Below are 23,269 nucleotides of genomic sequence, written 5' to 3'. Positions count from 1 at the left end.
GTCTGTCACCGTACATGAACCGAAAATAACGGTGAAGCTCCGGGAGCCTTCATGTGGGCTCGGGCATTGTGAAGCCATCGACCAACCTCGATGAAATGGAGAGAGCCATGTCGAAGACATTCAAGATCACCCTAGCCACCGCTGCTGCGATGGCTTCCCTCATCACTGCGGCCCCGATGGCCGCGTCGGCCCAGTCGAACGGCATCACCAGCTGTGACGCTCCCGGTGGCCGCCAGCAGGCCGGTGCAGTGATCGGCGGCGTGATCGGCGCCCTGGCCGGCAGCCGGATTTCCAGCAACGAACGCGCCCTGGGTGCCGTCGCCGGTGGTGCGGCCGGTGCAGCGGCCGGTTCCTACATCGGCTGCAACCAGCAGCGCGCCCGCGCCACCCAGGTTTCGACCGGCGGCCAGTATCGCGCGCTTTCGAACCTGAACGTCCGTTCGGGTCCGGGCACCAACTACCGGGTCGTGTCGCGCCTGTCGGCCGGCCAGCCCTTCAGCGCCTCGGGCTCCGAGGGTGAGTGGGTCCAGATCGCCGGCGGCGGCTGGGTCAACGCCCGCTACGTCGGCGCGAACTAGGTCAGGGCACCAAAGCTCGGAAGCGTTCCGAGTGTAGATTGAGAGGGTCGTCCCGAAAGGGGCGGCCCTTTTTCTTGTCTACTGGCTGACCCACAGAATCCGCGCCATCCAGGCGACCTGGCGGCGCGGGACGGTGCGGGGCGGATGGGCGGGGTTGATCGAACCCAGGGTCACCGTGCGGGCGTTGATGGCCAGGATCTCCTTGGCCATGGTCTCGCCGTCGGCGGTGCGGACGACCACGCGGTCGCCCTTGCGCACGGTCGATTGAGCCGGATCGACGATGACGCGGTCGCCGGGGCGATACAGGGGGACCATGGAATCGCCCGAGATTTCGAGGCTGAACCGGCCCTCCGCGGCGCGGGGCATTTCGGTCTGTTCCCAGCCGTCGCCGGTCGGCAGGCCCGCATCGTCGAAGAAGCCGTCGGCACCGGCCTGGGCCAGTCCCAGCAGGGGCAGTTTCGCCGGCGCGGAGGCGTCCTCGGCGAGATCGGCAAAATCCCCCAGCGAAATCCGCGTCGCCTCCAGAACCCGGGTCAGGCTCTCGGTCGAGGGCCAGCGGGGGCGAGGGGGGTCACCGGGACCGAACCGCTTGGACGGGTTGAAGCTGGTCGAATCCAGCCCGGCCCGGATCGCCAGGCCGGAGGCCGACAGCCCCTCGCGCCGCGCCAGATTGTCGACGGCCTTCCAGATCTTGGCATGGGACAGAGGCATGGGCGGACGAGGCTCGCGCTGATTCGCCCACAGGATAGTCGATGTAAGAATATAAGCCTAGTCCCGAATGCCTATTCCAGTCCTGCCGCCCTGCGCTCCTGCCAGGCCCAGAAGGTGCCGATGGCCAGGGAGATGAGGACGCCGTAGCCGGCCAGGTTCAGGACGGTCAGGAAGGCCATCATCGGCGGCCGAACGTCGATCATCAGGACGACGTGGCTCATCACGATCAGAAGATCGCATGCGGCGGCCCAGACCGGCCAGGTCTTCTTCGACTTCCAGATCAGGCCGATCAGGACCAGAAGCATGGCGGTGTCGACAGCGAAGACGCCCCACTGCACCTCGTAGAGCTCGCCGTCCGTCTGCAGCAGCATCGAGGCGAACCAGCCCAGGATATAGGCCCCGGCCGCGATCCGCTCGGGCTCGTCGCCCTTGAGGAAGGCGAACACGCAGACGCCGACCACGAGGATCGCGCCGACCTGGGACCATAGGGAATCAAACATAAGAACGCCCTCGTGCCGAATGACACGAGGGCGATCCTGTCGTGAATCGCTTCCAATCGAAATGACTGGAGGCGAACATTACGTCGAATTCAGACGGCGCGGAGGCGACGTACGGCGGCTTCGGCCTTTTCCGGCTGGACCTTGGTTTCGTCGGGCCAGCCTTCGTCGGGCTTGTCGAGCGGACCGATGGCGTAGGTGCCCCAGCCCATGCGACGGTGATCCTTCTGGAGTTCGGCGTGGCAGGCGACGATGGCGTCGCGTGCGGCGGCCAGCTGCGCGATGGTTTCCATGGCCTTGGCCTGCGAGCCCGCGAAGGCCACCGGCGAGATCGACAGAGCGGCGCGGGCGCCGATCATCGACTGCACCAGGGTGGTCGCCTGGGTGATCGCGGCATCAACCGCACGTTCCGTAGCAGTCAAGTCACCGGCAACGCCGGCAGCGATTTCGGCACGTTCCATTACTGTATCCCTCCAAAAGCAACAGATGAAGGAAAGCTTAACACGCGTCAGGCGAAAGCGGTAGGGATTTGTTTACCTTTGGCGCGAACGCCGCCGTGATCCCGCCCCCGTTCGGCGGCGTATCCTCGGGCTTGTCCAGCGGACCGATGGCCAGGGTTTCCAGCCCCAGTTTTCGGGCGAGAGCGGCCAAGGTGTTGTGGGTATCGACCATGTGGGACCGGGCTTCGGTCAGGGCGGCGATCGAGGCTGCGGCCCCGTCAAAAACGCGTTGGCCTGTGACGGCCGGCAGATAGGCCTCGGCCCGTGCCCGGGGCAGGAGCGCCATCAGGGTGGAACTCTCGACAAGGGCGGCGTCGATGGCCGCTTCCACGGCGTGGAGGCGGATGGACAGGGCCTCGCCCATCGTCTGTCTCGTCATGATTGGTTTCCCGGTGACGGAAGCGTCACCGTCGGAAGCAACCACTCAGTAATCGCGTTTGCAATCCCTAGTTATCTTCGGACAGCAGGAAGTTGGCGGTCAGGCTCGCGATCGGCTGGGCGGCGTCGTCCTGCCAGGCCTCGGCCAGGACGTGGGCGACACGGCGGCCGGCGCGCGAAATGCGGGCCCGGGCGCGTACGTCCTGGGGTCGCCCCGACCGAAGGTAAGACACGGTCACGTTGATCGGGCGCGGCAGGCGCAGACGAGGATAGACCAGGGCCACCTGGGCGATGGCCGTCATCTCCAGCAGGGCGGCGGTCGATCCGCCGTGCAGGGCCGGCAGCATGGGATCGCCGATCAGCCGGTCGGCGAACGGCATCACGACCGTCAGAAGGTCGCCCTCCATCTCGCCACGCAATCCCAGGAACCGGGCGTAGGGCAGGGTGTCCAGCAGGGCGGTCATGCGGTGGCTCCGCGACCGGTCTTCAGATTGGCCCCGATCCGGTGAGGACTCGCTTGCGACAGGACATAGGTGGACTGGGCCGCCGCGACCGGGTCGTCCGGCGAGGCCTCGAACGACCAGGCGCGGACGAAGGCGACGTTGGACGTCAGACGGTAACAGATCGCCTCCGCGATGAGGTCCTCGCGGGTGCGGGCGGCACGCATGTAATCGACGCGCAGGTCGAGGGTGGCGATCGGCTGAAAACCGCCGGCGGCGATCCAGACGGCGAGGCCGCCGATATGATCCAGCAGGGTGGTGACCAGTCCTCCGGCCAGAACACCGGTCTCCGGATCGCCGACCAGATCCTCGCGCCACGGCACGCGCAGGCGCACGGTCCGGCCCTCGACGCCCTCCAGCCTGAAGCCCAAGGCCGAGGTATGGGCCGAGCCACTGGCCAGCTGTGGCAGGATGTCGGTCAGGAAGGGATCGGCCGGGCTCAGGTCGGGCGGGAACGGATCGGTCATCCAGCCGTCCTTATCGGGCGCGGCCTTGCGCGCAAGCCCTGGATGGCTTGAGGTCTCTCGATGACGCGTTTTGAAGATCTGCTCAGGCCGACACCGGCGGGGCTGTATTGCCCGCCGGGAGATTTCTACATCGACCCGGTGCGCCCTGTTGACCGCGCTGTCGTGACCCACGGCCATTCCGACCACGCGCGGGCCGGGCACGGTGCGGTGCTGGCCACGCCCCAGACCCTGGCCATCATGGCTGAACGCTATGGCGAGGACTTCGCCGTGACCCGCCAGGCGGCCCCCTATGGGTTGAAGACGTCGATGGGCGGGGTCGATATCGAACTGGTCCCCGCCGGCCACGTCCTGGGCTCGGCCCAGGCGGTGGTCCGCTGGAAGGGGATCACCATGGTGGTCTCGGGCGACTACAAGCGCAGGCGCGATCCGACCTGCCTGCCGTTCGAGCCCGTGCCGTGCGACGTCTTCATCTCTGAAGCGACCTTCGGCCTGCCGGTCTTCGTGCATCCGCCTGACGAAGAGGAGGTGGCGCGGGTGGTCCAGTCGCTGGGCCAGTTTCCGGACCGGGCCCATTTGATCGGAGCCTATGCGCTGGGCAAGGCGCAGCGGGTGATCCGGCTGTTGCGCGAGGCAGGCTGGGATCGGCCCATCTATGTCCACGGGGCGCTGGAGCGGCTGAACCGGCTGTATGAGCGTGAGGGCATCGACCTGGGGCCGATCCTGCCGGCGACGGGGTTGAAGAAGGACGCCCTGGGCGGCGAGGTGGCGATCGCTCCACCGTCGGCGATCCAGGACCGCTGGGCTCGCCGGTTTGCCGATCCGGTCACGGCCTTCGCATCTGGCTGGATGGGGGTGCGGGCGCGGGCGCGGCAACGGGGGGTGGAGCTGCCGCTGGTCATTTCCGACCACGCCGACTGGACCGAACTGACCGACACCTTCACCGAGCTGAAGCCCGAGGAAATCTGGATCACCCACGGCCGGGAAGAAGGCCTGCTGCGCTGGTGCGAAATCCACGGCCAGACGGCGCGCGCGCTGAGGCTGGTCGGTTACGACGAGGAGGATGAGGAGGCTGTCGAGGGGGCTCCCGTCACCCTGGATTTCGCCACCTAGTCAGAAGGCCATGACGGCAATACACTCGCGGTAACCGGGAGATCACTCATGCCGACAGTCACGGGGACCAGCGGGACCGACACTCTGTCCGGAGGTGACGGTGACGATATCGTCATCGGTCTGGCCGGCGACGACAGTCTGTCCGGCGGCGGTGGCGATGACATCCTGCGGGGCGATGAGGGCAACGATCGACTGGATGGTGGCACCGGTCGAGACACTGCCGACTACAGCACGGCCACATCCAGTGTTCGGGTCGACCTCAGGATAACGGGGCCTCAGGACACGGGCGGGGCGGGCGTCGACACCCTGATCGCCGTCGAATCATTGACCGGCAGTGATTTCAACGACGTCCTTATCGGCTCTGACGCGATCAATATCCTGCGCGGTGGCGCTGGTGCCGACACACTGACCGGAGGAGGAGGCTCCGATACCTTCTTTTATGGTTCGGCTTCGGAATCGACCGCCGCCAACCAGGATGTGATCACGGACTTCTTTCCAATCAGCGACTCGTTCGATTTCACGGCCCTGGTTCCGACGGAAATCAGGATCGTCTACCTGGAGAATTTTGGAAGCCAGGTGTTCGCGGAGTCGGCGACCGGGACCCTGCAACTGCTGGTTCAGGGTGTAGACGTGCCGGGATCGTCGGGCTTTCTGTACTCGACGACTGCGGGCATCCAGATCTTCGGATCAAGCCGCGGCGAGAGCCTTCAGGGGGGGAGCCGGAACGACCAGCTTTTCGGTGGGGGCGGGAACGACACCCTGTTCGGGTCGCGGGGTGCCGACATTCTGACCGGAGGACAGGGTAGCGACAGTTTCCGCTTCATCACGGCCCTGGATTCCACGGCCGCTTCGTCGGACATCATTACGGACTTCGAGGTTGGACGCGATTCGATCGACCTGTCCGTAATGCTGGTGACGTCGATCGCCATCGGCCGACTGGACAACGGCGACAGCGTGCTGTTCGCCCAGGGTCGCGACGGGGCCCTTCAGGTCCTGTTCCGCAATGTGGCCCTGACCACGGCCAACATCGCCTACCAGGGATTCGGAGCGACCGGGTTCTATCTGATCGGATCGAACAACGCCGACGTCATGGTCGGCACCACCTTCGGCGATGCGATCGTGGGCATGGGCGGCGACGACATCCTGACAGGCGGGACGGGTGCCGACGCAATTGCCGGTGGCGCCGGGCGCGACATCTTCCGCTATGCCGAAGGGGATTCGACCCAGGCAGCGGGCCTGGACAATCTGTATGACTTCACCACGGGCGAGGATCGTATCGACCTGACCGGCGTACGGGTGTCCAGCGTCAGCCTGGTCCGACAGGCGGACGGATCCAGCCTGCTGTTCGCGGGTCCCGGAGGTTCGACCGTAGCACCCGCCGTGGTCGTCGGCGCGACGGGTCGCGCGATCAATGCAGGCGACCTGGACTACCTGCCGTCCGTGGGATCGAATATCCTGGCGGTGACGCACTCGTTCGGGTCGGCAATCGGCGACACCCTGACCGGCAGTTCGCGTGCGGACGCCCTCTACGGACTGGATGGCAACGACATCCTGATCGGCGGCGGAGCCGGCGATGTGCTGTGGGGCGGGGAAGGCGCGGACGCGTTTGTCTATGTCGCCGCTTCGGACTCCCGGGTAGCGGCGGCCGATACCCTCTTCGGCTTCGCGTCAGGCCAGGACCGGATCGATCTGCGTGGGGTGCGCACGGGGGCGACGGACAGTTTCGGTCTCGCGTTCCTGGGCGGTTCGACCTTCGTGTTCGTCGACCTGGGTGGCGACGGGATAAACGATATGCTGATCCAGGTGCAGAACAGCACCCTTTCGGCGACCGATATCCTGTGGTCCCAAAGCACGGCCGTCCCCCCATCGAGTGCCGAGCGGGGGGCACTGGACAACGCTTCGGCACAAGCCAGCGGGGTCCAGAACTTTGCTGGCTGGGCTTCCGGCTTCGACGCGAACATCGCAACAGGCCTGGCGGGGCCGGCGCTCGTCGCAGACTGGTATCTGTGACGACAGGTCCGAAGAGGCCGGCCGCAGCTTAGGCCGCGCGGACTCTCGACGGCGCGGGTTCGGCGACGGGAACCGGTTCGCCGGACAGGGCGGCGTTCATGGCCATGCGCAGGCGTTCGGGCTTGATAGGCTTTTCGACCACGGCGGCCATGCCGATGGCAAGATATCCCTTGGCGTCGTCAGGGTCGGCGTTGGCGGTCAGAGCGATGATCGGGATCAGGCTCTCGGGGCCGGACAGGGCGCGGATGGCCTGGGTACACTGGACGCCGTCCATGCGCGGCATCTTGATGTCCATCAGGATCAGGTCGAACGAACGAGACATGACGGCGTCGAGCGCCTCCAGCCCGTCCTCGGCGGTTTCGGACGAGCAGCCAAACATCTCGCACAGGGCCTGGGCCACGACGCGGTTGGTGGCGTTGTCGTCGACGATCAGGATGTGGGGCGTGGCCTGGAGCTCGAGATCGTCCAGGGTCTGGACGTTCGACGGAGCCTCGACCTGGGGCACGGTGCGGGCGGCGTCGAAGTCGAAGGCGAAGGTGGCGCCGCGACCGGCGTTGTTCTCGGCCCAGATGCGCCCGCCCATCCGGTCCACGATCTGGCGACAGATCGACAGGCCCAGGCCCGCGCCGTCGGCACCGGATCCGTGGACGAAGGGATCGAAGATGGCGTCGACCTTGTCGGCATCGACACCGGGACCGTCGTCGCGGACGCGGGCCTGCATATGGATATGGTCGCCCTCGGCCCAGGCCTTGAGGCGGGCCTCGACCATGCCGTTGCGGGCGAACTTCAGCGCATTGCCGATCAGGTTGTTGAAGACCTGTTTCAGCCGCATCGGATCGATCTCGGCGGCCAGTTCCGTGTCGCCCTCATAACCGATCATCAGGGTCACGCCGTCCTGGGACGCTCGCGGTGCCCACAGCTGTTCGACGTCGTCCATCAGGGCGCGGAGAGGGGTCGCAACCGGCGTCAGTTCCAGCTCGCCGGCCTCGGCGCGCGACAGATCCAGGGCGTCCTGAAGGATGCGGATCAGGGTTTCGGAGGAATCGACGATGGTCTGGACATGGGCCTGGGCGGCCGCATTCAGCGGCTGGCGGCGCAGCAGCTCGGCGACGGCGAGCACGCCGTTCATCGGGGTGCGCAGCTCGTGGCTCATAATGCTGAGGAACTGGCTCTTGGCGCGGGCGGAGGCGAGGGCTTGGGTCCTGGAATCGGTCAGGGCATGGGCCTGGGCCTCCAGTTCGCCGTTCTGGATCCGCTGGCGATCATTGACGGCCTGAAGCAGGGACACGGCCGTGCCGACGCCGCTGTAGCGACCGTCGCGGGTGACGATGAAGCCGCGCATCAGGGCTCCGGCGCCCCCCTTCAGCATGATGTCGCAGAAAGAGTCGATGCTTACGCCCGCCTCGACCACGGCGGGCTCGGGATCCATCACATGGACCACCGTCCGGCCGGAATAGAGGGCATGGCCGAAGGGTCCGGCGATCTTGAGCAGGAAGGCATTGCGTTCGATCAGGCCGATCGGCCGGCCGTTCTCGACCACCGGAATGACCAGGGTGTCGGGCTCGTCTCGGAACCGCAGGAAAACATCGCTCGCCAGGGCGGTGGGCGCGATGGGGTCCATGCGTTCTGTCAGGACTTCGATCGTCGGCATACTGCCCGAAACTCCACTTTATCTGTGGAAAGTAGGGGAGAAGCTTTTGAAGAAGGGTTAAGGCGGGCAACCAACACAAGAATCGCCGTTTTTATGTCGCAATTGGCACCTTTTGCCTCCCCGCCGCAGTTGGTGTAGAAGCGCCGGCTCGATACGAAACAACCCTAGGCGATCCGGAATGCGCGCGGCCAGACGGCCGACCGCAGATTTGTCATGAGCGAAATCCAGCCCGTCTCTTCATCATCGGCTCTCGTCCTGTTCTCGGGCGGGCAGGACAGCGCGACCTGTCTGGCCTGGACGCTGGAGCGGTATGAACGGGTCGAGACGGTCGGCTTCGACTACGGCCAGCGGCATGCGGTGGAGATGGCGGCGCGGCTGACGGTGCGCGAGGCCATGGGGCGGGCCCTGCCGGAGCTGGCCGGGCGGCTGGGGCCGGACCACGTCATCGACCTGACCGGGTTCGGAGCGATCGGCGAGACGGCCCTGACCAGCGAACGCGCCATCGAGATCGATGCACGCGGCCTGCCGACCACCTTCGTGCCGGGGCGCAACCTGGTATTCCTGAGCGTCGCGGCGGCGCTGGCGGACCGGCGCGGACTGGCGGTGCTGGTCGGCGGGATGTGCGAGACGGATTACTCGGGCTATCCCGATTGTCGGCGCACGACCATCGACGCCATGGCCAGGGCGCTGTCGCTGGGCCTGGACAAGCCCGTGCCGATCGAGACGCCGCTGATGGGTCTGAACAAGGCCCAGACCTGGGCCCTGGCGCACCAGATCGGCGGGCGGCGGCTGGTCGACCTGATCATCGAGGACAGCCACACCTGCTACCTCGGCGACCGCGAGCATCGCCATGTCTGGGGATACGGCTGTGGAACCTGCCCGGCCTGTGAACTGCGGGCGGCGGGTCATGCCGAATGGGTCGGCGGATGACCTATTCGGTCAAGGAGACCTTTCTGACGGTGCAGGGGGAGGGCGGCCAGGCGGGACGTCCGGCAGTCTTCCTGCGCTTTGCCGGGTGCAATCTGTGGAACGGGCTGGAGCGGGACCGAGTGGCGGCGGTCTGCTCGTTCTGCGACACCGACTTCGTTGGCGTTGATGGCGACGGCGGCGGTAAGTTCGCGGATGCCGAGGTCCTGGCCGACCACGTCGCCTCGATGTGGCGGGGACGGGCAGGTGATCCCATGCTGGTCGTCTGCACCGGGGGCGAGCCCTTGCTGCAACTGGATGCGGCCCTGATCGCTGCGCTGAAGGCGCGGGGGTTCGACATCGCGGTGGAGACCAACGGTACGGTCGCGGCACCGGACGGGATCGACTGGATCTGCGTCAGTCCTAAGGCCGAAGCATTGGTGGTGCAGAAGACGGGGGCCGAGCTGAAGCTGGTCTATCCGCAAGCCGCCGCCATGCCCGACCGGTTCGAGCATCTGGCGTTCGACCGGTTCTGGCTCCAGCCCATGGACGGTCCGGACCAGGTGGCCAACACCGCCGCCGCCCTCGACTATTGCCTGAGCCACCCGAAATGGCGGCTCAGCGTCCAGACCCACAAATACATAGGCGTGCGTTGATGCCCTCCCTCCCCAAGGCTGTTTTCGAGATCACCAAACAGGCGACCTTCGACGCCGCCCACCATTTCCCGAACGAACCCGAGGGCAGCATCTATCGCCGCGTCCACGGCCATTCCTTCACGGTCGAGGCGACGGTGAGGTCCGAGACGCTGGACGCCGAGCACGGCTGGGTCGCCGACCTGGGAGCGCTGGACCGGGCGCTGAAGACGGCGGCGGGGATGCTGGACCACGGGATGCTGAACGACCATCCGGGGCTGGAACTGCCCAGCCTGGAGAAGCTGTGCCTGTGGTTCGTGGGTCAGTTGCAGCCGGAATGGCCGGGCCTGGCGCGCATCAAGGTGGCTCGGCCGACAATCAACGAAAGCTGCGTGCTGAGCTTGTAACCGCGGCTCAGCAGCGGCGGCCGCGGGCCTCGCGCTCGCGGCAGCGGCGCTGTTCGCGTTCCCAGTCGCGCTGTTCGCGCTCACGACGGGCGCGGGTTTCCTCGTCGGATGTGGTGACGGCGTCGATGCCGGCCCCGGCGACGCCGCCGACGACCTTGGCACCCGTGCCGACCACCGCTCCGGCCGTGCCCACGACCGCGCCGACGACGCAGCCCTGAAGCATCAGGGCACCGCCCAGGACGGCTGCGAGGGCGCTGGCCCGCGAAAGGTGGATCATGGCTGGTTCTCCCGAGACTGCAGGGTTAACCGCCAAATGGTGAACGGAGCCTGAAATCAGGCGGGCACCGTCGCCGTCGGCAGGCGGTAATCCTTCATGCGTTCGCGGATCAGCTTCTTGTCGACCTTGCCGGTGGCCCCCAGCGGGATGTCGTCGACGAAGACGACGTCGTCGGGCATCCACCATTTGGCGATCTTGCCGGTCAGGAAGTCCAGATGCTCCTGCTTGTCCTGGGTCTCGCCGGGCTTGAGCTTGACGATCAGGACGGGACGTTCGTCCCATTTGGGGTGGGCCGCGCCGATGACGGCGGCCAGTTCGACCTTGGGGTGACCCACGGCGATGTTCTCGATGTCGATCGAGGAGATCCACTCGCCCCCGGACTTGATCACGTCCTTGGCGCGGTCGGTGATCTGCATGAAGCCCTGTTCGTCGACGGTCGAGACGTCGCCGGTGTCGAAGAAGCCCTCGACGTCCAGGATGCTCTCGTCCGAGCGGAAATAGGCACCGGCGATGGTTGGGCCCTTGATCATCAGCCGCCCGTAGGTGTGACCGTCGTGGGGCAGTTCCTGGCCGGCGTAGTTCTTGAGCTTGAGTTCGACGCCCAGCGGCGGCGTGCCCTGCTTGATCCGCCACTTCATCTGCTCGTCATAGGGCAGGGCGAGGATTTCGGGCGTCATGTTGGACAGGGTGCCGATCGGCGAGGTCTCGGTCATGCCCCAGCCCTGGAGCACCTCGATGCCGAATTCATCGTTGAAGGCGCGGATCAGGCTTTCGGGCACCGCCGAGCCGCCGATCAGCACGCGTTTGACCGTGGGGATACGCAGGCCGTTGTCGCGCAGGTGGGTCAGCAGGCCCTGCCAGACGGTCGGTACGGCGGCCGAGAAGGTGACGCCCTCGGACACGATCAGCTCATAGATCGAAGCGCCGTCCATCTTGGCACCCGGCATGACCAGCTTGGACCCCGCCGCCGGACCGCCGAAGGCAATGCCCCAGGCGTTGGCGTGGAACATCGGCACGACCGGCAGGATGACCTCGCTCGGCGTGGCCCCCAGGACTGTCGATTGCAGGCCCAGCAGGGTGTGGATGAAGTTCGACCGGTGCGAATACAGGACGCCCTTGGGGTTTCCGGTCGTGCCTGAGGTGTAGCACAGGCCACAGGCAGTCTTTTCGTCGAAGTCGCCCCAGACGACATCTTCGGACGCGTCAGACAGAACCGCCTCATAGCATTCCGCCTTGGGCAGTTTGGTCGCCGGCATGGTCCATTCGTCGGTCATGACGATGACCCGCTCGACCTTGGGGCAGTGCGGCAGGATGGCTTCGAGCAGGGGTACGAAGGTCAGGTCGACGAAGATCATCCGGTCTTCGGCGTGGTTGATGATGTAGATCAGCTGTTCCGGGAACAGGCGCGGGTTCAGGGTGTGGCAGACCGCCCCGATCCCCATGATGCCGTACCAGGCCTCGATATGTTTGCCGGTGTTCCAGGCCAGGGTGGCGATGCGGTCGCCGGGCTTGACGCCCCAGCCCAGCAGGACGTTCGACACCCGCTTCGCCCGGCCGTGGATCTCCGCATAGGTCGTCCGGACGATCGGGCCCTCGACCGAGCGGGTCACGACCTCGCGATGGCCGTGCCAGTTCTTCGCGTGATCGAGAATCTTGTCGACCGTCAGCGGCCAGTCCTGCATCAATCCGAGCATTGCACTTCCTCAGCTGCACCGGCTGATCGCGGCGCTTGAGACCAAGCTAATCAGGTGATCGGCGTTAAGCAACGTGACGCAAGGGCAGGGAACAGGCAGCAGGCAACGGGCAACAGGGGATCATCGTGAGAATCCGGCGGATGACTCGTGGACGACGCCGTGCCTGTTGCCTACTGCCTGTTCCCTGTTGCCAATCGGAGCTCCCATGACCGTCCTGATCGCGATCACCGGAGGCTCGGGCTCGGGCAAAAGCACGTTGGCGGAAACCCTGGTCGCCGTTCTGCCCCCGGGGGCGGCGGTGCTGGTGCGCGAGGACTCCTACTATCGCGATGCGGCCAGTCTGCCGGATTTCGATGCGGCGACCTTTGACTTCGACGATGTGGCGGCGCGCGACCACGACCTGATGATCGCCGACCTGAAACGTCTCAAGGCCGGCAAGCCGGTAACGGCGCCGGTCTATTCCTTCATCCACCATGGGCGCGAGCCCGAGGGCGAGCCCATCGCAGCGGCCGAGGTCGTCATCGTGGAGGGCACCCACGTGCTGTGTACACCCGACCTGACCGCCCTGTTCGACATCCGGGTGTTCGTGGATACGCCCGCCGACATCCGCTTCATCCGCCGTCTGTTGCGAGATCAGTCCGAGCGGGGACGCACGGCCGAGTCGGTGATCCATCAGTATCTGGCCACCGTGCGGCCGGGCCACGAGCGGCTGACGGAGCCGTCCAAGACCCATGCCGACTTCATCGTCGCCGATGCGACGGCGGCCGTTCGGCTGGACGATCCCCAGGCTGTGGTGAGACTGGCGGCACCGGTGCTAGCGCATCCGCTACTGGCGGCGCTGCTGGCGCGATAGGATATTCGGCGGATCGCCCACGAGAGCGAAGTTTTGCAACCATGGCCAAGCTTGGAGTATCAAGCAGGACCATGACCGCCCATTCCACCCTTGCCCCTGTCGCCGTCGCCGATCCGGACCCCCGGTGCCAGGTGGTCCTGCGGGCCGCGCGGCGGGCCTTCATGACCCAGGGTTATGCCGCCACCCGCATGGAGCCGATCGCGCGCGAGGCGGGCGTGTCCACGGCGACCCTGTATCTTTACTTCCCGTCAAAGGCCGATCTGTTCGCGGCCGTCATCGAGGACGCCGGCCGGGATTTCTCGCGCCAGATGGAATGCGTGCGGGCGTCCTCGGGCCCGGCGCGAGAGCAGCTGACCCATTTCATGACGGCCTATGCCGGGTTCATGGCCGATCCGTTCGTCCGCTCGGTCTTCCGGCTGGTGATGGCCGAACGGCCCCGGTTCCGCGACACGGCCCTGGCCTTCTTCGAGCGAGGCCGCAGCGATTTCGGCGGTCCCTTGATCCGGGCCCTGAAAGATCTCGACAGCGCGGGAGAGCTGAAGGTCGCCAAGCCGTCCTGGGCGGCGGGTCAGCTGATGGGGATGATCGAACATCCCGTCTTCTTCATGCCGCTGGTGACCGGGGACGAGATCATGGCGGCCCGGTCGATCGATGAGATCGTCGGCGACGCCGTCGACACCTTCCTGGCCCGCTACGCCGTCAACTAGGCCGGCAACTAGGCCGGCAACACCGTCAGCAGGGCCCGGATGACCTGGTCCTGGGCGTCGCGCGAGATCGACCCGTCCATCGGCAGGCGCAGCAGGGTCCGGGACGCCCGAACGGTAACGTCATCAGGGCCGCTGAGTCGACCGTAACGCAGCCCGGCCGGTGTCAGATGCAGCGGTTGGTAGTGGGTCGTGACCTCGACCCCGACCCGCGCCATGTCGGCCTTCAGCGCGTCACGCGCCGCCTGGTCCGCCGTTCGCATATGGTAGATGTGCCCGTTGTGCGCGGCGTCTGCGGGAATGTCCGGCAACACCAGATGTCTGTCGACACCGGCAGCGCGCAGTTGCTGGTCGTAGTGGTTCCAGGCGGCGACCCGCCTTGCAGTCTTGGTCGGTTCGTTGCGCAGGGCTGCGTCCAGCAGGGCGGCGGTGATCTCGGACGGCAGGAAGGACGAGCCCACGGTCTGCCATTCATAGGCGGTGACCTCGCCGCGTCCGAACCGGACCCGGTCGGTGCCCTTTTCCCAGAGCATTTCGGCACGGGCCATATGCTCGGGCGACTTGACCAGCAGGGCGCCACCCTCGCCACAACTGATGTTCTTGGAGGCGTGGAAGCTGAAGGTGCCGATGTCGCCGATGCCGCCCAGCGCCCTGCCGCGCCAGGTCGCGCCGACGGCCTGGGCCGCATCCTCGACCAGGGCCAGGCCGTGCCGGTCGCACAGGGCCTGAAGAGCCTCCATGTCGCAGCCGACGCCGGCATAGTGGACGCAGAAGATGGCCCGGGTTTTGTCCGTCACGGCCTCGGCGGCCAGATCGACATTGATGTTCAGCGTATCGGGCATCACGTCCACGAACACAGGAACCGCACCCCGCAGCACGACCGCGTTGGCCGTCGAGGCGAAGGTCCACGAGGGCATGATAACCTCGTCGCCCGGCTCCAGGTCCAGCAGCAGGGACGCCATCTCGAGCGCGCCGGTGCAGGAATGCGTAGCCAGGGCGCGTGTGCCCGGGACCATCGCCTCAAGCCGCTGATGGCAGCGCGCCGTGAACGCCCCATTCCCGGCATGATGGTCTCCGTGCAGGGCCTCCATCACGGCGGCGACTTCGTCAGCGCGGACGTTGGATCTCGAGAACCGGATCTGGCGATCCGGCGCCGTCGTAAAAACGGCGAGTGGCCGGGGCGGTATGACCGGGGGGACGACGAGGTGAGGCATGGCTCAGATCTCGCCGGAAAGCTGCCGACGCAGCGCCTGACCCGGTGCCGGATCCACGAGCTCGGCGACGATATAGCGCCGCGCGATATCCAGGGGCCCGTGATCGCCGCCGTCCGGCCCCGAGACGCTGGTCAGGATACGGAACCCCAGACGCGTGAAGACGTCGTCGAGGAAGCCTTTGGACAGCCAGTGGAAGCGCGTATCCGGTTGCAGGCTGAAGGCCGAATGGCGTCCGGTATCGCGAATCATCCGGTCCCAGCCGCTCTGGGTGTCGGCGTCGCCGAAGGTCGCGGCGAACCGTCCGCCGACCCTGAGTGAATTTGCCGCACTGACCAGGTAGGCGAGGGTCGACTGGAAATCCATCATGAGGAAAACGTCGACCGCGAAGAACAGGTCGACCGTGCCGACCTCAGGGCCGATCGCGGTCAGCAAACCGTCGTTCGAGGTCCAGTCGATGGGGCGACCGTCCAGCCGTCCCGAAGCCACCGCCGTCGCGCATCGCTGATGCATCGACTCTAGCAGGGCGGGACTCAGCTCGAAGGCGATAAGCTTTGCCATACTGCGATCTAGCAGCATCTCGGTGTATTTTCCGGATCCCGGACCGATCTCGACGATCGAACGCCAGGGTTGTCCGGGCGGGGGCTCAAGAAGCGTAGAATAGGTCGCTTCCCGCACCTCGGCGGTAACCCATTCATCGCCCGGCCACTGAAATTTTCCGCCGTCCGTCGCGCGCCGGCCGGGGAAATCGCGCACGACATAGTCGTCGAAAAAGGCGCGCATATCCTGGACGTCTACGCTGGGCATCGGATGGTCCCCCCCCGGGAAAAAGATCGACGAACAAGGCACTTACAGCCATATCGGCTGGGATGACAGGGTTCGATATCATTGGCGATCTGGCCACGGACAATGATGTCCTGAAAGGCACGGTCGATCTCGCGCGCCGGCCTATCGATCGCATTCGCGTCGATCGCGAAGCGGCCCGGGAAACGACCGAACTGCTGGTGGGGCGTCTACGGGACGTTTTGGTTACCAGCTACTACCTTCCGGTCCATGTCGAGAGCCACAGGCTGCTCATCAACCAGAGCTATTTCGATATCGTCCGCTGGTTTCCCGACATGCGGCCGATGGTCGATGGCGACGAATTCCGACTGATCGCCGAGGCGCGGACCATCGAGGGCCCACATGTGGTGATCGGGGGACCCGTCGACGGGGTCTGGTATCACTGGCTGGTCAGCTGGTGCGCACGGCTGCTGATCCTGAAACAGCTCAGGCGCGACATCTTCGACGATCCGTCCGTAAGGTTCCTGATCGACGGCGCGGCGTCGAAGCCCCCCTATATCGACTTGGTCAGGGCCATGGGGGTGAACGAGGACCGCATAACCTTCGTCAGCGAAAGCGCCGACGACGTTCTGGTCAGGGACGCGATCCTGGTCAGCTTTCCGGACCAGAGGTTCCTCTATCCCGACTTGGTCCGGGACTTCGCAGCGACGGTGCGACAGGCCTTCGACGTGGCGACCGTCGAGACGGCCAAGCCGTCGATGATCGCCTCATGGCTGGGGCGGCGTCCGGCTTCGGCGCTGCGCGGCGGACGACGTATATTCACCAGCCGGCAAGCGTTTCCGAACCCCAAACGGCGCATCCATAATTTCGAGGCCGCAGCCGAGGTTCTGAACCGGTTCGGCTTCGAGATCGTCAATCTGGCCGAGCTCTCGGCGCGTGATCAGGTGGAGATGTTCGCGGCGGCCGAGTTCGTCGTCGGGGTTCACGGCTCGGACTTGGCCGACCTGATGTTCTGTTCGCCGGGCGCCCAGGTGCTGGTCATCGAGAACCAGCGCAATGTGACCATGGGGATCGCGGCGTCGCTGGACGTCCTGTGCCAGATCGTCTCGGCCGGGTACCACCACATGATTGTGGAAGAGGCCATCGACCCCGACGCCGACTATGCGAGTTTCACCGACGAGCACAATCGCGACGTGATCGTTCCGCCGGATGCCCTGGAGCGCGAGCTGCGGGCCATGGGTTGCCTTCCGATCGACGAGCGCTGAAGGCGGTCGAGGTCAGGGCTGGAGGCGGGTCCGTTCCCATTCTTCGCCGCGACGCACGAAGGCCAGACGGTCGTGCAGGCGAAACGGCCGGTCGCGCCAGAACTCGATGCGATCGGGAATAACCCGCCAGCCGGTCCAGCGGTCGGGACGGGGCACGTCGGCACCGTCGAACCGGGCCTCCTCACGCGCGATCGCGGCTGCCAGCGCCGCGCGGTCGGCCAGGGGGCGGGACTGGTCCGAGGCCCAGGCCCCGATGCGGCTTTCACGCGCGCGGGTCGCAAAATAGGCGTCGGCCTCGGCGGCGCTCACGGGTTCGACCATGCCGCGCACCCGGACCTGGCGCCGCAGCGACTTCCAGTGGAACAACAGGGCCGCGACCGGCCGCTGGGCCAGTTGCAGGCCCTTGGCGCTCTCTGCGTTGGAATAGAAGGTCAGGCCGCGTGCATCGATGTCCTTGAGCAGCACCATCCGGCTGTCCGGGGAGCCGTCCGCATCGACGGTGGACAGGGCCATGGCGTTGGCGTCGTTGATCTCGTGCGCTCGCGCATCCGCCAGCCATTCGACGAACAGGCCGATCGGCTCGGCGCGGTCGAAGATTCCCTCGTCACCATTCGCCGCGAGGGCGGCGGCATAGTCGCGGGCGTACTCTTCGCGATCGGGGCTGGGCGGAATGGCGGCGTGGGTCATGGGTGGGCCTATAGACCCGGACGGCGACGACTGCACCTGCGACCTATCGCGGTTAACCCGGCCTTGACCATGTCCGCGACAAGGATCGCGGCCATGTCCGCTGTCAATCTGAACCAGGCTTTTGCGACTCTGGGCCTTCACGGCCCCACGGGCGGTGACGCCCTGGTTCGGGCATTCCGGGCGGCAGTCAAGGCGGCGCGCCCCGACATGCCGGGCGGCGACGCCGACCGCTTCCGCCGCGTCATCGCCGCCTATCGCCTGATCCAGCGGGAAGGCGGTGCCATGCAGGCGCTGGAACCGCCGAAGGCGGCACCGGCCGCCTTGCCGGTCGTGGCCGTCAGCGTGCTGGAAGCGCTGCGCGGGGGTATGGCGACGATCCGCTTTGCAGAGCGGGTGCTGCGCGTTGCGGTCGCGGCCGGGGTCCGGACGGGCGATCACCTGCGACTGCGGGGCGCAGCGGCCGACGGCGGCGATCTCTATCTGCCCGTATTGATCAGGCCGGTCGATGGACTGTCGGTCGTCGGGGACGACCTGCACATGAATTGGCCCGCGCCTTCGCGATTGATCGAGGACGGCGGCCGGCTCGAGATCGAGACCCATGCCGGGGTGCGGGGCGTCTGGGTCACGCGCGGCCTGACGGGCACGGTCCGGCTGCGTTTGCGCGATCTGGGCCTGCCGGCGCGGGGCGGGCGGCCGACGGGGCATCTGTTCGTGACCCTGGACCCGTCGGAGGATGCGCCTTCTGCCGCGGACCATCTGCTGGCGCGGTTCACCCGGGTCTGGACGCCGGAGCGGCTGGCGGCGTGAAGGTTGCCGAACAGCATAAAAATGCGCATCATATGGTGAAACTTATGATGCGGAGCTGATTGTGCGCACCACTCTGAACCTGGACGACGAACTGATGGAAGCGGCCGCCGAATACAGCGGCCAAGTCGAGAAGTCCGCAATCGTCCGAACCGCTCTGCAAGCCTATGTGGCCCGCGAAGCAGCGCGCCGTCTGGCCAGACTGGGCGGTAGCCAGCCGGATTTCGAGCCGGGCCCACGCAAGCGATACTGGGGGGTCGAAGAAGGGGGTGACGAGGAGTGATCCTCGTCCTCGCCGATACTTCGGTCTGGACCGATCATATTCGCCATGGCGATCCGCAAATGGAGGCGCTCACCGATAGAGAGCGGCTGCTGATGCACCCCTATGTCATTGCCGAGTTGCGAATGGGCAATCTGAAACGTCGAAAGGCCTTTCTGAGTAGTCTGCATCAGATGGACATGGCGACCCGAGCCAGCGATGAAGAGGTCTCAACCTTGGTCGAGAGCCACCACCTGTTCGGATCTGGAATTGGCTGGATCGATGCCCATCTGCTGACATCGGTGCTGCTGATGGGAGAGGCGAGGCTGTGGACCCGAGATCGTCGCCTGAACTCTGCCGCGCAACGACTCGGCGTCGCGTTCCAACCTCATCACTAGGAAACCATGTCCCACAACACCTTCGGCCATCTGTTTCGCGTGACGACCTGGGGCGAGAGCCATGGGCTGGCGATCGGGTGCGTGGTGGACGGGTGTCCGCCGCTGATCCCGCTGACCGAGGCCGACCTTCAGCCCTGGCTGGACCTGCGCAAGCCGGGCGGCAGCCGGTTCGTGACCCAGAGGAACGAGAGCGACACCGCGCGCATCCTGTCGGGCGTGTTCGACGACGGGGCGGGGCCCGTCACGACCGGAACGCCGATCGCCATCGAGATCCAGAACGAGGACCAGCGGTCAAAGGACTATGGCGAGATCGCCCGCGCCTATCGGCCGGGCCATGCCGACGTCACCTATCAGGCCAAATACGGCGTGCGCGATCATCGCGGCGGTGGGCGGTCCTCTGCGCGCGAGACGGCCAGCCGGGTCGCCGCGGGCGCGGTGGCCAGGAAGGTGCTGGGGCGGGGGGTGTCGATCCGCGCCGGGGTCGTGCAACTGGGTTCGCACCGGATCGAGGACGCGGCGGTGGATTTCGGCGCGACCTACGACAACCCGCTGTTCGCCGCCTCGGCCGAGGTCGGACCGGCCTGGGAGGCCTATCTGGACGGGGTGCGCAAGGCCGGTTCTTCGGTGGGCGCCGTGGTGGCGCTGGAGATTACCGGGGTTCCGGCCGGCTGGGGCGCGCCGCTCTATGCCAAGCTGGATGCCGAGCTGGCGGCGGCGATGATGTCGATCAATGCGGTCAAGGGAGTCGAGGTCGGCGACGGCTTCGGCGCGGCGGCCCTGTCGGGCGAGTCCAATGCCGACGAGATGCGGATGGGCGAGGACGGCCAGCCAGTCTTCCTGTCCAATCACGCGGGCGGCATCCTGGGCGGGATTTCGACGGGGCAGGCGATCACGATGCGGGTGGCGTTCAAGCCGACATCCTCGATCCTGACCCTGCGCCAGACCGTGACCCGCGACGGCACCGAGACCGACCTGCGCACCAAGGGCCGGCACGACCCCTGCGTCGCCCTGCGCGGCGTGCCGGTGGTCGAGGCCATGGCCGCCTGCGTCCTGGCCGACGCGATGCTGAGACATCGGGCCCAGGTCGGGTAGTTTCCTCAGGCCGGCGCGCGGGGTAGGGTCAGGAATGGCCAGTTCATCGACCCGCAAAGCGTCATCCAAGCCTTCAAGGCTGGCCGTCATCGGACTGGTGCTGGTGCTGCTGTCGCCGTTGACGGTGTTGGTGGCGATCGCGGGGCTGAAGGCGGGGGTCTTCGATATCAACTTGGCCTATGACACGATCACCATGCAGGCGGGTCTGTATCTGGCAGGGCTGGGTGTGCTCGGCGCGATTCTGGCGCTAGTCGGCGCGGTCCGGGCGTTCCGCACCTCTTGGCTGATCGCGGTTGCCGCCATTGTTCTCTCGGCTGCGACGGTCGTGCTTTTCGTGCGTGAAGGTTCTGCTGTGAGCGGCGATCAGCAATACGGCGCTGGCGGCGTCTCGACTGACAGCGACGATCCAATAGGCTTTTCTGCTCGCATCATGGCTGAGCGCCAAGCCGACGTCGCCGATCCCTCGGCCAACGATTTTGGGCCCAACGGTTGCCAGATCGCCTATCTCCCCACCCAAACGGCCCCCGGCGTGGCCGGCTATGCCCTGCAAGAGGCCGGTTTCGAGATTCGCGATATCGGCATCAACCGCGCCAATGGCGTCCATACCAGCTTCTGGTTCGACCGGACCTATGACGCCGCCATCCGCATCCGCCCCGGCCGCACCGACGTGCGGGTAGCGCCTCGCGACGGCGCTCGCGATCATGGCACCTCCTGCCGTCTGGCCCAGAAAATCCTGACGGCGCTTCAGCCCAGCCGGTAGAGCGCGTCCAGCGTCGGACCCGGCTCGGCGACGACCCGGCCCTCCCGAACCAGCTTGCCCAGATGCGCCAGCACCGACAGGCTGGCGGCGGGCCACAGTCGCTTGTCCACGGCGGCGTAGAGGACCGGCACCATGTCCGCGATCGTCGTGTCGCCCGCCTCGATCCGCGCCAGCACCCCCGCCTCTCTCGCCAGCCGGTGGTCCTTGTAGGCTTGCAGGAAGGGCGCGGGCTCGGTGATCGGCGCGCCGTGGGTCGGCCAAAGGGTCAAAAACCCCCGCGCGATCACCGCGTCCAGACTGGCCATATAGTCGGCCATGTCGCCGTCCGGCGGCGCGATCACCGTCGTGGACCAGCCCATGACATGGTCGCCGCAGAACAGGGCGTTCTCCTCCTCCAGCACGAAGGCCATGTGGTTCGACGCGTGACCGGGCGTGGCCATCGCCTCGATCGTCCAGCCGTCGCCGACGATACGCTCGCCGCCCTCCAGAATGACGTCCGGCCGGAACGCCTCGTCCTCAGCCTCGTCGAGATGTCCTGAGGCATGGGTAACGAGCAACGGCGGCCGGGCGGCGAGGATCGGCGCACCTGTGCGCTCAGCGAGGGGGCGGGCGAGGGGAGAGTGATCGCTGTGGGTGTGGGTCACGAGGATCTGGCTGACCCGACGATCTCCGACAGCACTCAGGATCGCATCCAGATGTGCGGGATCGAACGGTCCCGGGTCGATCACGGCGACGCCGGCCCCTGCTTCGTCGCGCCCGACGATATAGGTGCCTGTACCGGTATAGGTGAACGGGCCGGGGTTGTTCGCCACGACCCGCTGGATCAGCGCCGACACCGGATAGCGGCGGCCGTAATCGACGTCGTGGTCGCGCACGAAGGGGATCATCCGAGGGACCCGCGCGACTGGTCCGGGCCTTGCCTTAACGAGAGGTAGATCCCCTCCGGAGCGTCCGTCGTGGCCAAAACTCTTGCCCTTGGTGTTTCAAATCGGCTCCAGCCTATCGCGGCGGCGCTACTGTGTCTCATGGCGGCGCAACTCATCACCGCCTCGTGCACGCCCGAGCCCGTCCCCTATGCGGCGCGCGCCTATCTGATCCGCTAAAGCGGCAGGCTCGACAGATCGTAGCCGGCGCCGGCCGCAGCAGCGACGATCTCGTCACGCGACTGACCCCTTTGGCTCGCGGCGAGCGCCCAGGCGACCGTCGATCGCATCCCCGACTTGCAGTGGATCAGGACCGGCGTCCCTTCGGACAGGGCCGCCCCGATCGCCGCGACGGCATCCGGTCCCGGCATTCCGCGCACCGGAGCATGAACGTAGTCGAGGCCGAGCGCCCGCGCCGCATCCGCCATGGTGGCGGCGTCGGGCTGGCCGTATTCCTCGCCGTCCGGGCGGTTGGAGATGATTCGGACCACACCCAGGTCGCGCGCGGTCTGCAGATCCGCCAGGTCGATCTGGCCCGCCACCAGGACACCGGGGGCGAGCGTTCGCAGAACCGCCACTATTGCCGCCTGACGCGCACGGCGCGGCTGCGGCCCGCGGTCAGCAGATAGCTGCCCATGGCGGCGTGGCGCACGCGCACTGGTTCGCCGGCCTGGTTGCGGAAGGACACCCGTTCGGTGTCGATCTGACGCCAGACGCTGCCGTCGGCCAGGGTGAACACCCAGCGGCCCTCGCCGGACATGCCCGCGCGGGTCAGGGTCGTCTCGATCTCGCCGATCGGCTCGGCACGCTCGCCCTGCTCAAACAGGGTGATGGTGGGCAGCTGGAAACCGAACATCTGGCGCCGCGCCGCGGTGACCTGGGCCCGGTCCACGACGACGACCTCGCCCTGGCGTTCGGCCGAATCGAGCGCCTCGGTCGCCCGGTCGTAGCAGGCCAGCCGTGCCACACTGTCGCTCAGCCCCCGGCAGGACACCAGCTGGTTGAGGATTTCCGGCCGGGGCAGCGATGTCTGGGCGGCGGCCGGGACGGCCATCGCGGCAGCGGCCACCGCGACCAGCGCGACAGCGCCCAGCGCCTTAATCTGCATCTGAAAATCCAAGGTTCTCGCCGCTCCTGAGGTTCCGCTGCATCCTGCCACAGACCGCAACGTCACCGCCAGCCGACCTTCGCGGCAAACGTGGCTCGAATACG

Annotated in this window: 30 protein-coding genes; 15 read left to right on the top strand and 15 right to left on the bottom strand. The window is 66.6% G+C overall.

The window, feature by feature from the left end:
• The first annotated feature begins 107 nt into the window (after positions 1-107).
• Entirely contained in the window at positions 108-578 is a 471-nt protein-coding gene (locus O5K39_RS17020; protein ID WP_271144788.1) for an SH3 domain-containing protein, read from the top strand.
• Between the two features lie 78 nt (positions 579-656).
• Here O5K39_RS17020 and O5K39_RS17015 read toward each other — a convergent pair whose 3' ends face one another.
• The 6 genes from O5K39_RS17015 to O5K39_RS16990 all read right to left on the bottom strand — a co-directional run bounded on the left by O5K39_RS17015 (position 657) and on the right by O5K39_RS16990 (position 3,631).
• Entirely contained in the window at positions 657-1,289 is a 633-nt protein-coding gene (locus O5K39_RS17015) for a helix-turn-helix transcriptional regulator (RefSeq protein WP_271144787.1), read from the bottom strand.
• A gap of 71 nt (positions 1,290-1,360) precedes the next feature.
• Positions 1,361-1,789: a hypothetical protein gene (locus O5K39_RS17010; protein WP_271144786.1), complete on the bottom strand. Its 429-nt coding sequence runs from the start codon at positions 1,787-1,789 to the stop codon at positions 1,361-1,363.
• 89 nt (positions 1,790-1,878) lie between these two features.
• A complete protein-coding gene (locus O5K39_RS17005) occupies positions 1,879-2,247 on the bottom strand; it encodes a hypothetical protein (protein WP_271144785.1) in 369 nt (122 codons plus the stop codon).
• 37 nt (positions 2,248-2,284) lie between these two features.
• Complete coding sequence (locus tag O5K39_RS17000; RefSeq protein WP_271144784.1) at positions 2,285-2,665, bottom strand: hypothetical protein; 381 nt, start codon at positions 2,663-2,665, stop codon at positions 2,285-2,287.
• Positions 2,666-2,732: 67 nt separating this feature from the next.
• Positions 2,733-3,128, bottom strand: coding sequence for a PaaI family thioesterase (locus tag O5K39_RS16995; protein ID WP_271144783.1), 396 nt, complete (start codon positions 3,126-3,128; stop codon positions 2,733-2,735).
• Complete coding sequence (locus tag O5K39_RS16990) at positions 3,125-3,631, bottom strand: PaaI family thioesterase (RefSeq protein WP_271144782.1); 507 nt, start codon at positions 3,629-3,631, stop codon at positions 3,125-3,127. Before O5K39_RS16990 ends, O5K39_RS16995 begins: the two co-directional genes overlap by 4 nt.
• Positions 3,632-3,691: 60 nt before the next feature.
• On the opposite strand from O5K39_RS16990, the gene O5K39_RS16985 reads away from it, so the two are divergent.
• On the top strand, positions 3,692-4,741 hold the full coding sequence (locus O5K39_RS16985) for a ligase-associated DNA damage response exonuclease (protein ID WP_271144781.1): 1,050 nt from the start codon (positions 3,692-3,694) through the stop codon (positions 4,739-4,741).
• Between the two features lie 48 nt (positions 4,742-4,789).
• Complete coding sequence (locus O5K39_RS16980) at positions 4,790-6,751, top strand: M10 family metallopeptidase C-terminal domain-containing protein (protein WP_271144780.1); 1,962 nt, start codon at positions 4,790-4,792, stop codon at positions 6,749-6,751.
• Positions 6,752-6,779: 28 nt separating this feature from the next.
• Here the strand turns inward: O5K39_RS16980 and O5K39_RS16975 are convergent, their stop codons facing one another.
• Positions 6,780-8,402 (bottom strand): response regulator, encoded by a 1,623-nt coding sequence (locus O5K39_RS16975; protein WP_271144779.1) that lies wholly within the window; start codon positions 8,400-8,402, stop codon positions 6,780-6,782.
• 213 nt (positions 8,403-8,615) lie between these two features.
• On the opposite strand from O5K39_RS16975, the gene queC reads away from it, so the two are divergent.
• From queC to O5K39_RS16960, 3 genes are read left to right on the top strand one after another with little or no spacing between them, the layout of a single operon-like run.
• Positions 8,616-9,332, top strand: coding sequence for a 7-cyano-7-deazaguanine synthase QueC (queC, locus tag O5K39_RS16970; RefSeq protein ID WP_271144778.1), 717 nt, complete (start codon positions 8,616-8,618; stop codon positions 9,330-9,332).
• The gene (gene queE / locus O5K39_RS16965; protein ID WP_271144777.1) at positions 9,329-9,964 is read left to right on the top strand and encodes a 7-carboxy-7-deazaguanine synthase; all 636 of its coding nucleotides are present in this window, start codon (positions 9,329-9,331) and stop codon (positions 9,962-9,964) included. The genes queC and queE overlap by 4 nt, the downstream gene beginning before the upstream one ends.
• A complete protein-coding gene (locus O5K39_RS16960; RefSeq protein WP_271144776.1) occupies positions 9,964-10,347 on the top strand; it encodes a 6-carboxytetrahydropterin synthase in 384 nt (127 codons plus the stop codon). The genes queE and O5K39_RS16960 overlap by 1 nt, the downstream gene beginning before the upstream one ends.
• Positions 10,348-10,354: 7 nt before the next feature.
• Here O5K39_RS16960 and O5K39_RS16955 read toward each other — a convergent pair whose 3' ends face one another.
• Positions 10,355-10,624 carry a hypothetical protein gene (locus tag O5K39_RS16955; protein ID WP_271144775.1) on the bottom strand — a complete coding sequence of 90 codons (270 nt, stop codon included), beginning with the start codon at positions 10,622-10,624 and terminating at the stop codon, positions 10,355-10,357.
• A gap of 56 nt (positions 10,625-10,680) precedes the next feature.
• Entirely contained in the window at positions 10,681-12,318 is a 1,638-nt protein-coding gene (locus O5K39_RS16950) for a long-chain-fatty-acid--CoA ligase (RefSeq protein WP_271144774.1), read from the bottom strand.
• 205 nt (positions 12,319-12,523) lie between these two features.
• Between O5K39_RS16950 and udk the strand changes: the two genes are divergently transcribed.
• Both udk and O5K39_RS16940 read left to right on the top strand, forming a co-directional pair.
• On the top strand, positions 12,524-13,171 hold the full coding sequence (udk, locus tag O5K39_RS16945) for a uridine kinase (protein ID WP_271144773.1): 648 nt from the start codon (positions 12,524-12,526) through the stop codon (positions 13,169-13,171).
• Positions 13,172-13,242: 71 nt separating this feature from the next.
• Positions 13,243-13,878 carry a TetR/AcrR family transcriptional regulator gene (locus O5K39_RS16940; protein ID WP_271144772.1) on the top strand — a complete coding sequence of 212 codons (636 nt, stop codon included), beginning with the start codon at positions 13,243-13,245 and terminating at the stop codon, positions 13,876-13,878.
• 8 nt (positions 13,879-13,886) lie between these two features.
• Here O5K39_RS16940 and rffA read toward each other — a convergent pair whose 3' ends face one another.
• Both rffA and O5K39_RS16930 read right to left on the bottom strand, forming a co-directional pair.
• Positions 13,887-15,089 (bottom strand): dTDP-4-amino-4,6-dideoxygalactose transaminase, encoded by a 1,203-nt coding sequence (rffA, locus tag O5K39_RS16935; RefSeq protein ID WP_271144771.1) that lies wholly within the window; start codon positions 15,087-15,089, stop codon positions 13,887-13,889.
• Positions 15,090-15,092: 3 nt separating this feature from the next.
• On the bottom strand, positions 15,093-15,893 hold the full coding sequence (locus O5K39_RS16930) for a class I SAM-dependent methyltransferase (RefSeq protein ID WP_271144770.1): 801 nt from the start codon (positions 15,891-15,893) through the stop codon (positions 15,093-15,095).
• Positions 15,894-15,955: 62 nt separating this feature from the next.
• Here O5K39_RS16930 and O5K39_RS16925 point away from each other — a divergent pair, with 62 nt between their 5' ends.
• A complete protein-coding gene (locus O5K39_RS16925) occupies positions 15,956-17,134 on the top strand; it encodes a glycosyltransferase family 61 protein (RefSeq protein ID WP_271144769.1) in 1,179 nt (392 codons plus the stop codon).
• A 12-nt stretch (positions 17,135-17,146) separates the two neighbouring features.
• Here O5K39_RS16925 and pdxH read toward each other — a convergent pair whose 3' ends face one another.
• Positions 17,147-17,821 carry a pyridoxamine 5'-phosphate oxidase gene (pdxH, locus tag O5K39_RS16920; protein WP_271144768.1) on the bottom strand — a complete coding sequence of 225 codons (675 nt, stop codon included), beginning with the start codon at positions 17,819-17,821 and terminating at the stop codon, positions 17,147-17,149.
• A 93-nt stretch (positions 17,822-17,914) separates the two neighbouring features.
• Between pdxH and O5K39_RS16915 the strand changes: the two genes are divergently transcribed.
• From O5K39_RS16915 to O5K39_RS16895, 5 genes are all read left to right on the top strand, one after another.
• Entirely contained in the window at positions 17,915-18,628 is a 714-nt protein-coding gene (locus O5K39_RS16915) for a DnaJ C-terminal domain-containing protein (protein ID WP_271144767.1), read from the top strand.
• A 61-nt stretch (positions 18,629-18,689) separates the two neighbouring features.
• On the top strand, positions 18,690-18,908 hold the full coding sequence (locus O5K39_RS16910; protein WP_271144766.1) for a type II toxin-antitoxin system VapB family antitoxin: 219 nt from the start codon (positions 18,690-18,692) through the stop codon (positions 18,906-18,908).
• Positions 18,905-19,282, top strand: a complete 378-nt coding sequence (locus tag O5K39_RS16905) for a PIN domain-containing protein (protein ID WP_271144765.1) — start codon at positions 18,905-18,907, stop codon at positions 19,280-19,282. Before O5K39_RS16910 ends, O5K39_RS16905 begins: the two co-directional genes overlap by 4 nt.
• A gap of 6 nt (positions 19,283-19,288) precedes the next feature.
• On the top strand, positions 19,289-20,374 hold the full coding sequence (gene aroC, locus O5K39_RS16900; protein ID WP_271144764.1) for a chorismate synthase: 1,086 nt from the start codon (positions 19,289-19,291) through the stop codon (positions 20,372-20,374).
• A gap of 97 nt (positions 20,375-20,471) precedes the next feature.
• A complete protein-coding gene (locus tag O5K39_RS16895; protein ID WP_271144763.1) occupies positions 20,472-21,134 on the top strand; it encodes a hypothetical protein in 663 nt (220 codons plus the stop codon).
• On the opposite strand, the gene O5K39_RS16890 is transcribed toward O5K39_RS16895, so the two are convergent.
• Positions 21,119-22,021 (bottom strand): MBL fold metallo-hydrolase, encoded by a 903-nt coding sequence (locus O5K39_RS16890; protein WP_271144762.1) that lies wholly within the window; start codon positions 22,019-22,021, stop codon positions 21,119-21,121. The two genes, O5K39_RS16895 and O5K39_RS16890, sit on opposite strands and share 16 nt — an antisense overlap.
• Positions 22,022-22,090: 69 nt before the next feature.
• Here O5K39_RS16890 and O5K39_RS16885 point away from each other — a divergent pair, with 69 nt between their 5' ends.
• Entirely contained in the window at positions 22,091-22,237 is a 147-nt protein-coding gene (locus tag O5K39_RS16885) for a hypothetical protein (RefSeq protein WP_271144761.1), read from the top strand.
• Here the strand turns inward: O5K39_RS16885 and O5K39_RS16880 are convergent.
• On the bottom strand, positions 22,234-22,635 hold the full coding sequence (locus O5K39_RS16880; RefSeq protein WP_271144760.1) for a TIGR01244 family sulfur transferase: 402 nt from the start codon (positions 22,633-22,635) through the stop codon (positions 22,234-22,236). The two genes, O5K39_RS16885 and O5K39_RS16880, sit on opposite strands and share 4 nt — an antisense overlap.
• Positions 22,635-23,165: a hypothetical protein gene (locus tag O5K39_RS16875; protein ID WP_271144759.1), complete on the bottom strand. Its 531-nt coding sequence runs from the start codon at positions 23,163-23,165 to the stop codon at positions 22,635-22,637. The genes O5K39_RS16880 and O5K39_RS16875 overlap by 1 nt, the downstream gene beginning before the upstream one ends.
• Positions 23,166-23,269 lie beyond the last annotated feature (104 nt).

Origin of the sequence: Brevundimonas sp. NIBR10 (assembly GCF_027912515.1) — a bacterium.
Taxonomy (GTDB): domain Bacteria; phylum Pseudomonadota; class Alphaproteobacteria; order Caulobacterales; family Caulobacteraceae; genus Brevundimonas.
Note: the sequence above shows the minus strand (reverse complement) of the source record. Positions and strands in the feature narration are given on the sequence as shown.

Coding starts and splice junctions, on each gene's coding strand:
- O5K39_RS17020 (WP_271144788.1), top strand. CDS start 108: ATGTCGAAGACATTCAAGATCACCCTAGCCACCGCTGCTGCGATGGCT.
- O5K39_RS17015 (WP_271144787.1), bottom strand. CDS start 1,289: ATGCCTCTGTCCCATGCCAAGATCTGGAAGGCCGTCGACAATCTGGCG.
- O5K39_RS17010 (WP_271144786.1), bottom strand. CDS start 1,789: ATGTTTGATTCCCTATGGTCCCAGGTCGGCGCGATCCTCGTGGTCGGC.
- O5K39_RS17005 (WP_271144785.1), bottom strand. CDS start 2,247: ATGGAACGTGCCGAAATCGCTGCCGGCGTTGCCGGTGACTTGACTGCT.
- O5K39_RS17000 (WP_271144784.1), bottom strand. CDS start 2,665: ATGACGAGACAGACGATGGGCGAGGCCCTGTCCATCCGCCTCCACGCC.
- O5K39_RS16995 (WP_271144783.1), bottom strand. CDS start 3,128: ATGACCGCCCTGCTGGACACCCTGCCCTACGCCCGGTTCCTGGGATTG.
- O5K39_RS16990 (WP_271144782.1), bottom strand. CDS start 3,631: ATGACCGATCCGTTCCCGCCCGACCTGAGCCCGGCCGATCCCTTCCTG.
- O5K39_RS16985 (WP_271144781.1), top strand. CDS start 3,692: ATGACGCGTTTTGAAGATCTGCTCAGGCCGACACCGGCGGGGCTGTAT.
- O5K39_RS16980 (WP_271144780.1), top strand. CDS start 4,790: ATGCCGACAGTCACGGGGACCAGCGGGACCGACACTCTGTCCGGAGGT.
- O5K39_RS16975 (WP_271144779.1), bottom strand. CDS start 8,402: ATGCCGACGATCGAAGTCCTGACAGAACGCATGGACCCCATCGCGCCC.
- queC (WP_271144778.1), top strand. CDS start 8,616: ATGAGCGAAATCCAGCCCGTCTCTTCATCATCGGCTCTCGTCCTGTTC.
- queE (WP_271144777.1), top strand. CDS start 9,329: ATGACCTATTCGGTCAAGGAGACCTTTCTGACGGTGCAGGGGGAGGGC.
- O5K39_RS16960 (WP_271144776.1), top strand. CDS start 9,964: ATGCCCTCCCTCCCCAAGGCTGTTTTCGAGATCACCAAACAGGCGACC.
- O5K39_RS16955 (WP_271144775.1), bottom strand. CDS start 10,624: ATGATCCACCTTTCGCGGGCCAGCGCCCTCGCAGCCGTCCTGGGCGGT.
- O5K39_RS16950 (WP_271144774.1), bottom strand. CDS start 12,318: ATGCTCGGATTGATGCAGGACTGGCCGCTGACGGTCGACAAGATTCTC.
- udk (WP_271144773.1), top strand. CDS start 12,524: ATGACCGTCCTGATCGCGATCACCGGAGGCTCGGGCTCGGGCAAAAGC.
- O5K39_RS16940 (WP_271144772.1), top strand. CDS start 13,243: ATGACCGCCCATTCCACCCTTGCCCCTGTCGCCGTCGCCGATCCGGAC.
- rffA (WP_271144771.1), bottom strand. CDS start 15,089: ATGCCTCACCTCGTCGTCCCCCCGGTCATACCGCCCCGGCCACTCGCC.
- O5K39_RS16930 (WP_271144770.1), bottom strand. CDS start 15,893: ATGCCCAGCGTAGACGTCCAGGATATGCGCGCCTTTTTCGACGACTAT.
- O5K39_RS16925 (WP_271144769.1), top strand. CDS start 15,956: ATGACAGGGTTCGATATCATTGGCGATCTGGCCACGGACAATGATGTC.
- pdxH (WP_271144768.1), bottom strand. CDS start 17,821: ATGACCCACGCCGCCATTCCGCCCAGCCCCGATCGCGAAGAGTACGCC.
- O5K39_RS16915 (WP_271144767.1), top strand. CDS start 17,915: ATGTCCGCTGTCAATCTGAACCAGGCTTTTGCGACTCTGGGCCTTCAC.
- aroC (WP_271144764.1), top strand. CDS start 19,289: ATGTCCCACAACACCTTCGGCCATCTGTTTCGCGTGACGACCTGGGGC.
- O5K39_RS16890 (WP_271144762.1), bottom strand. CDS start 22,021: ATGATCCCCTTCGTGCGCGACCACGACGTCGATTACGGCCGCCGCTAT.
- O5K39_RS16875 (WP_271144759.1), bottom strand. CDS start 23,165: ATGCAGATTAAGGCGCTGGGCGCTGTCGCGCTGGTCGCGGTGGCCGCT.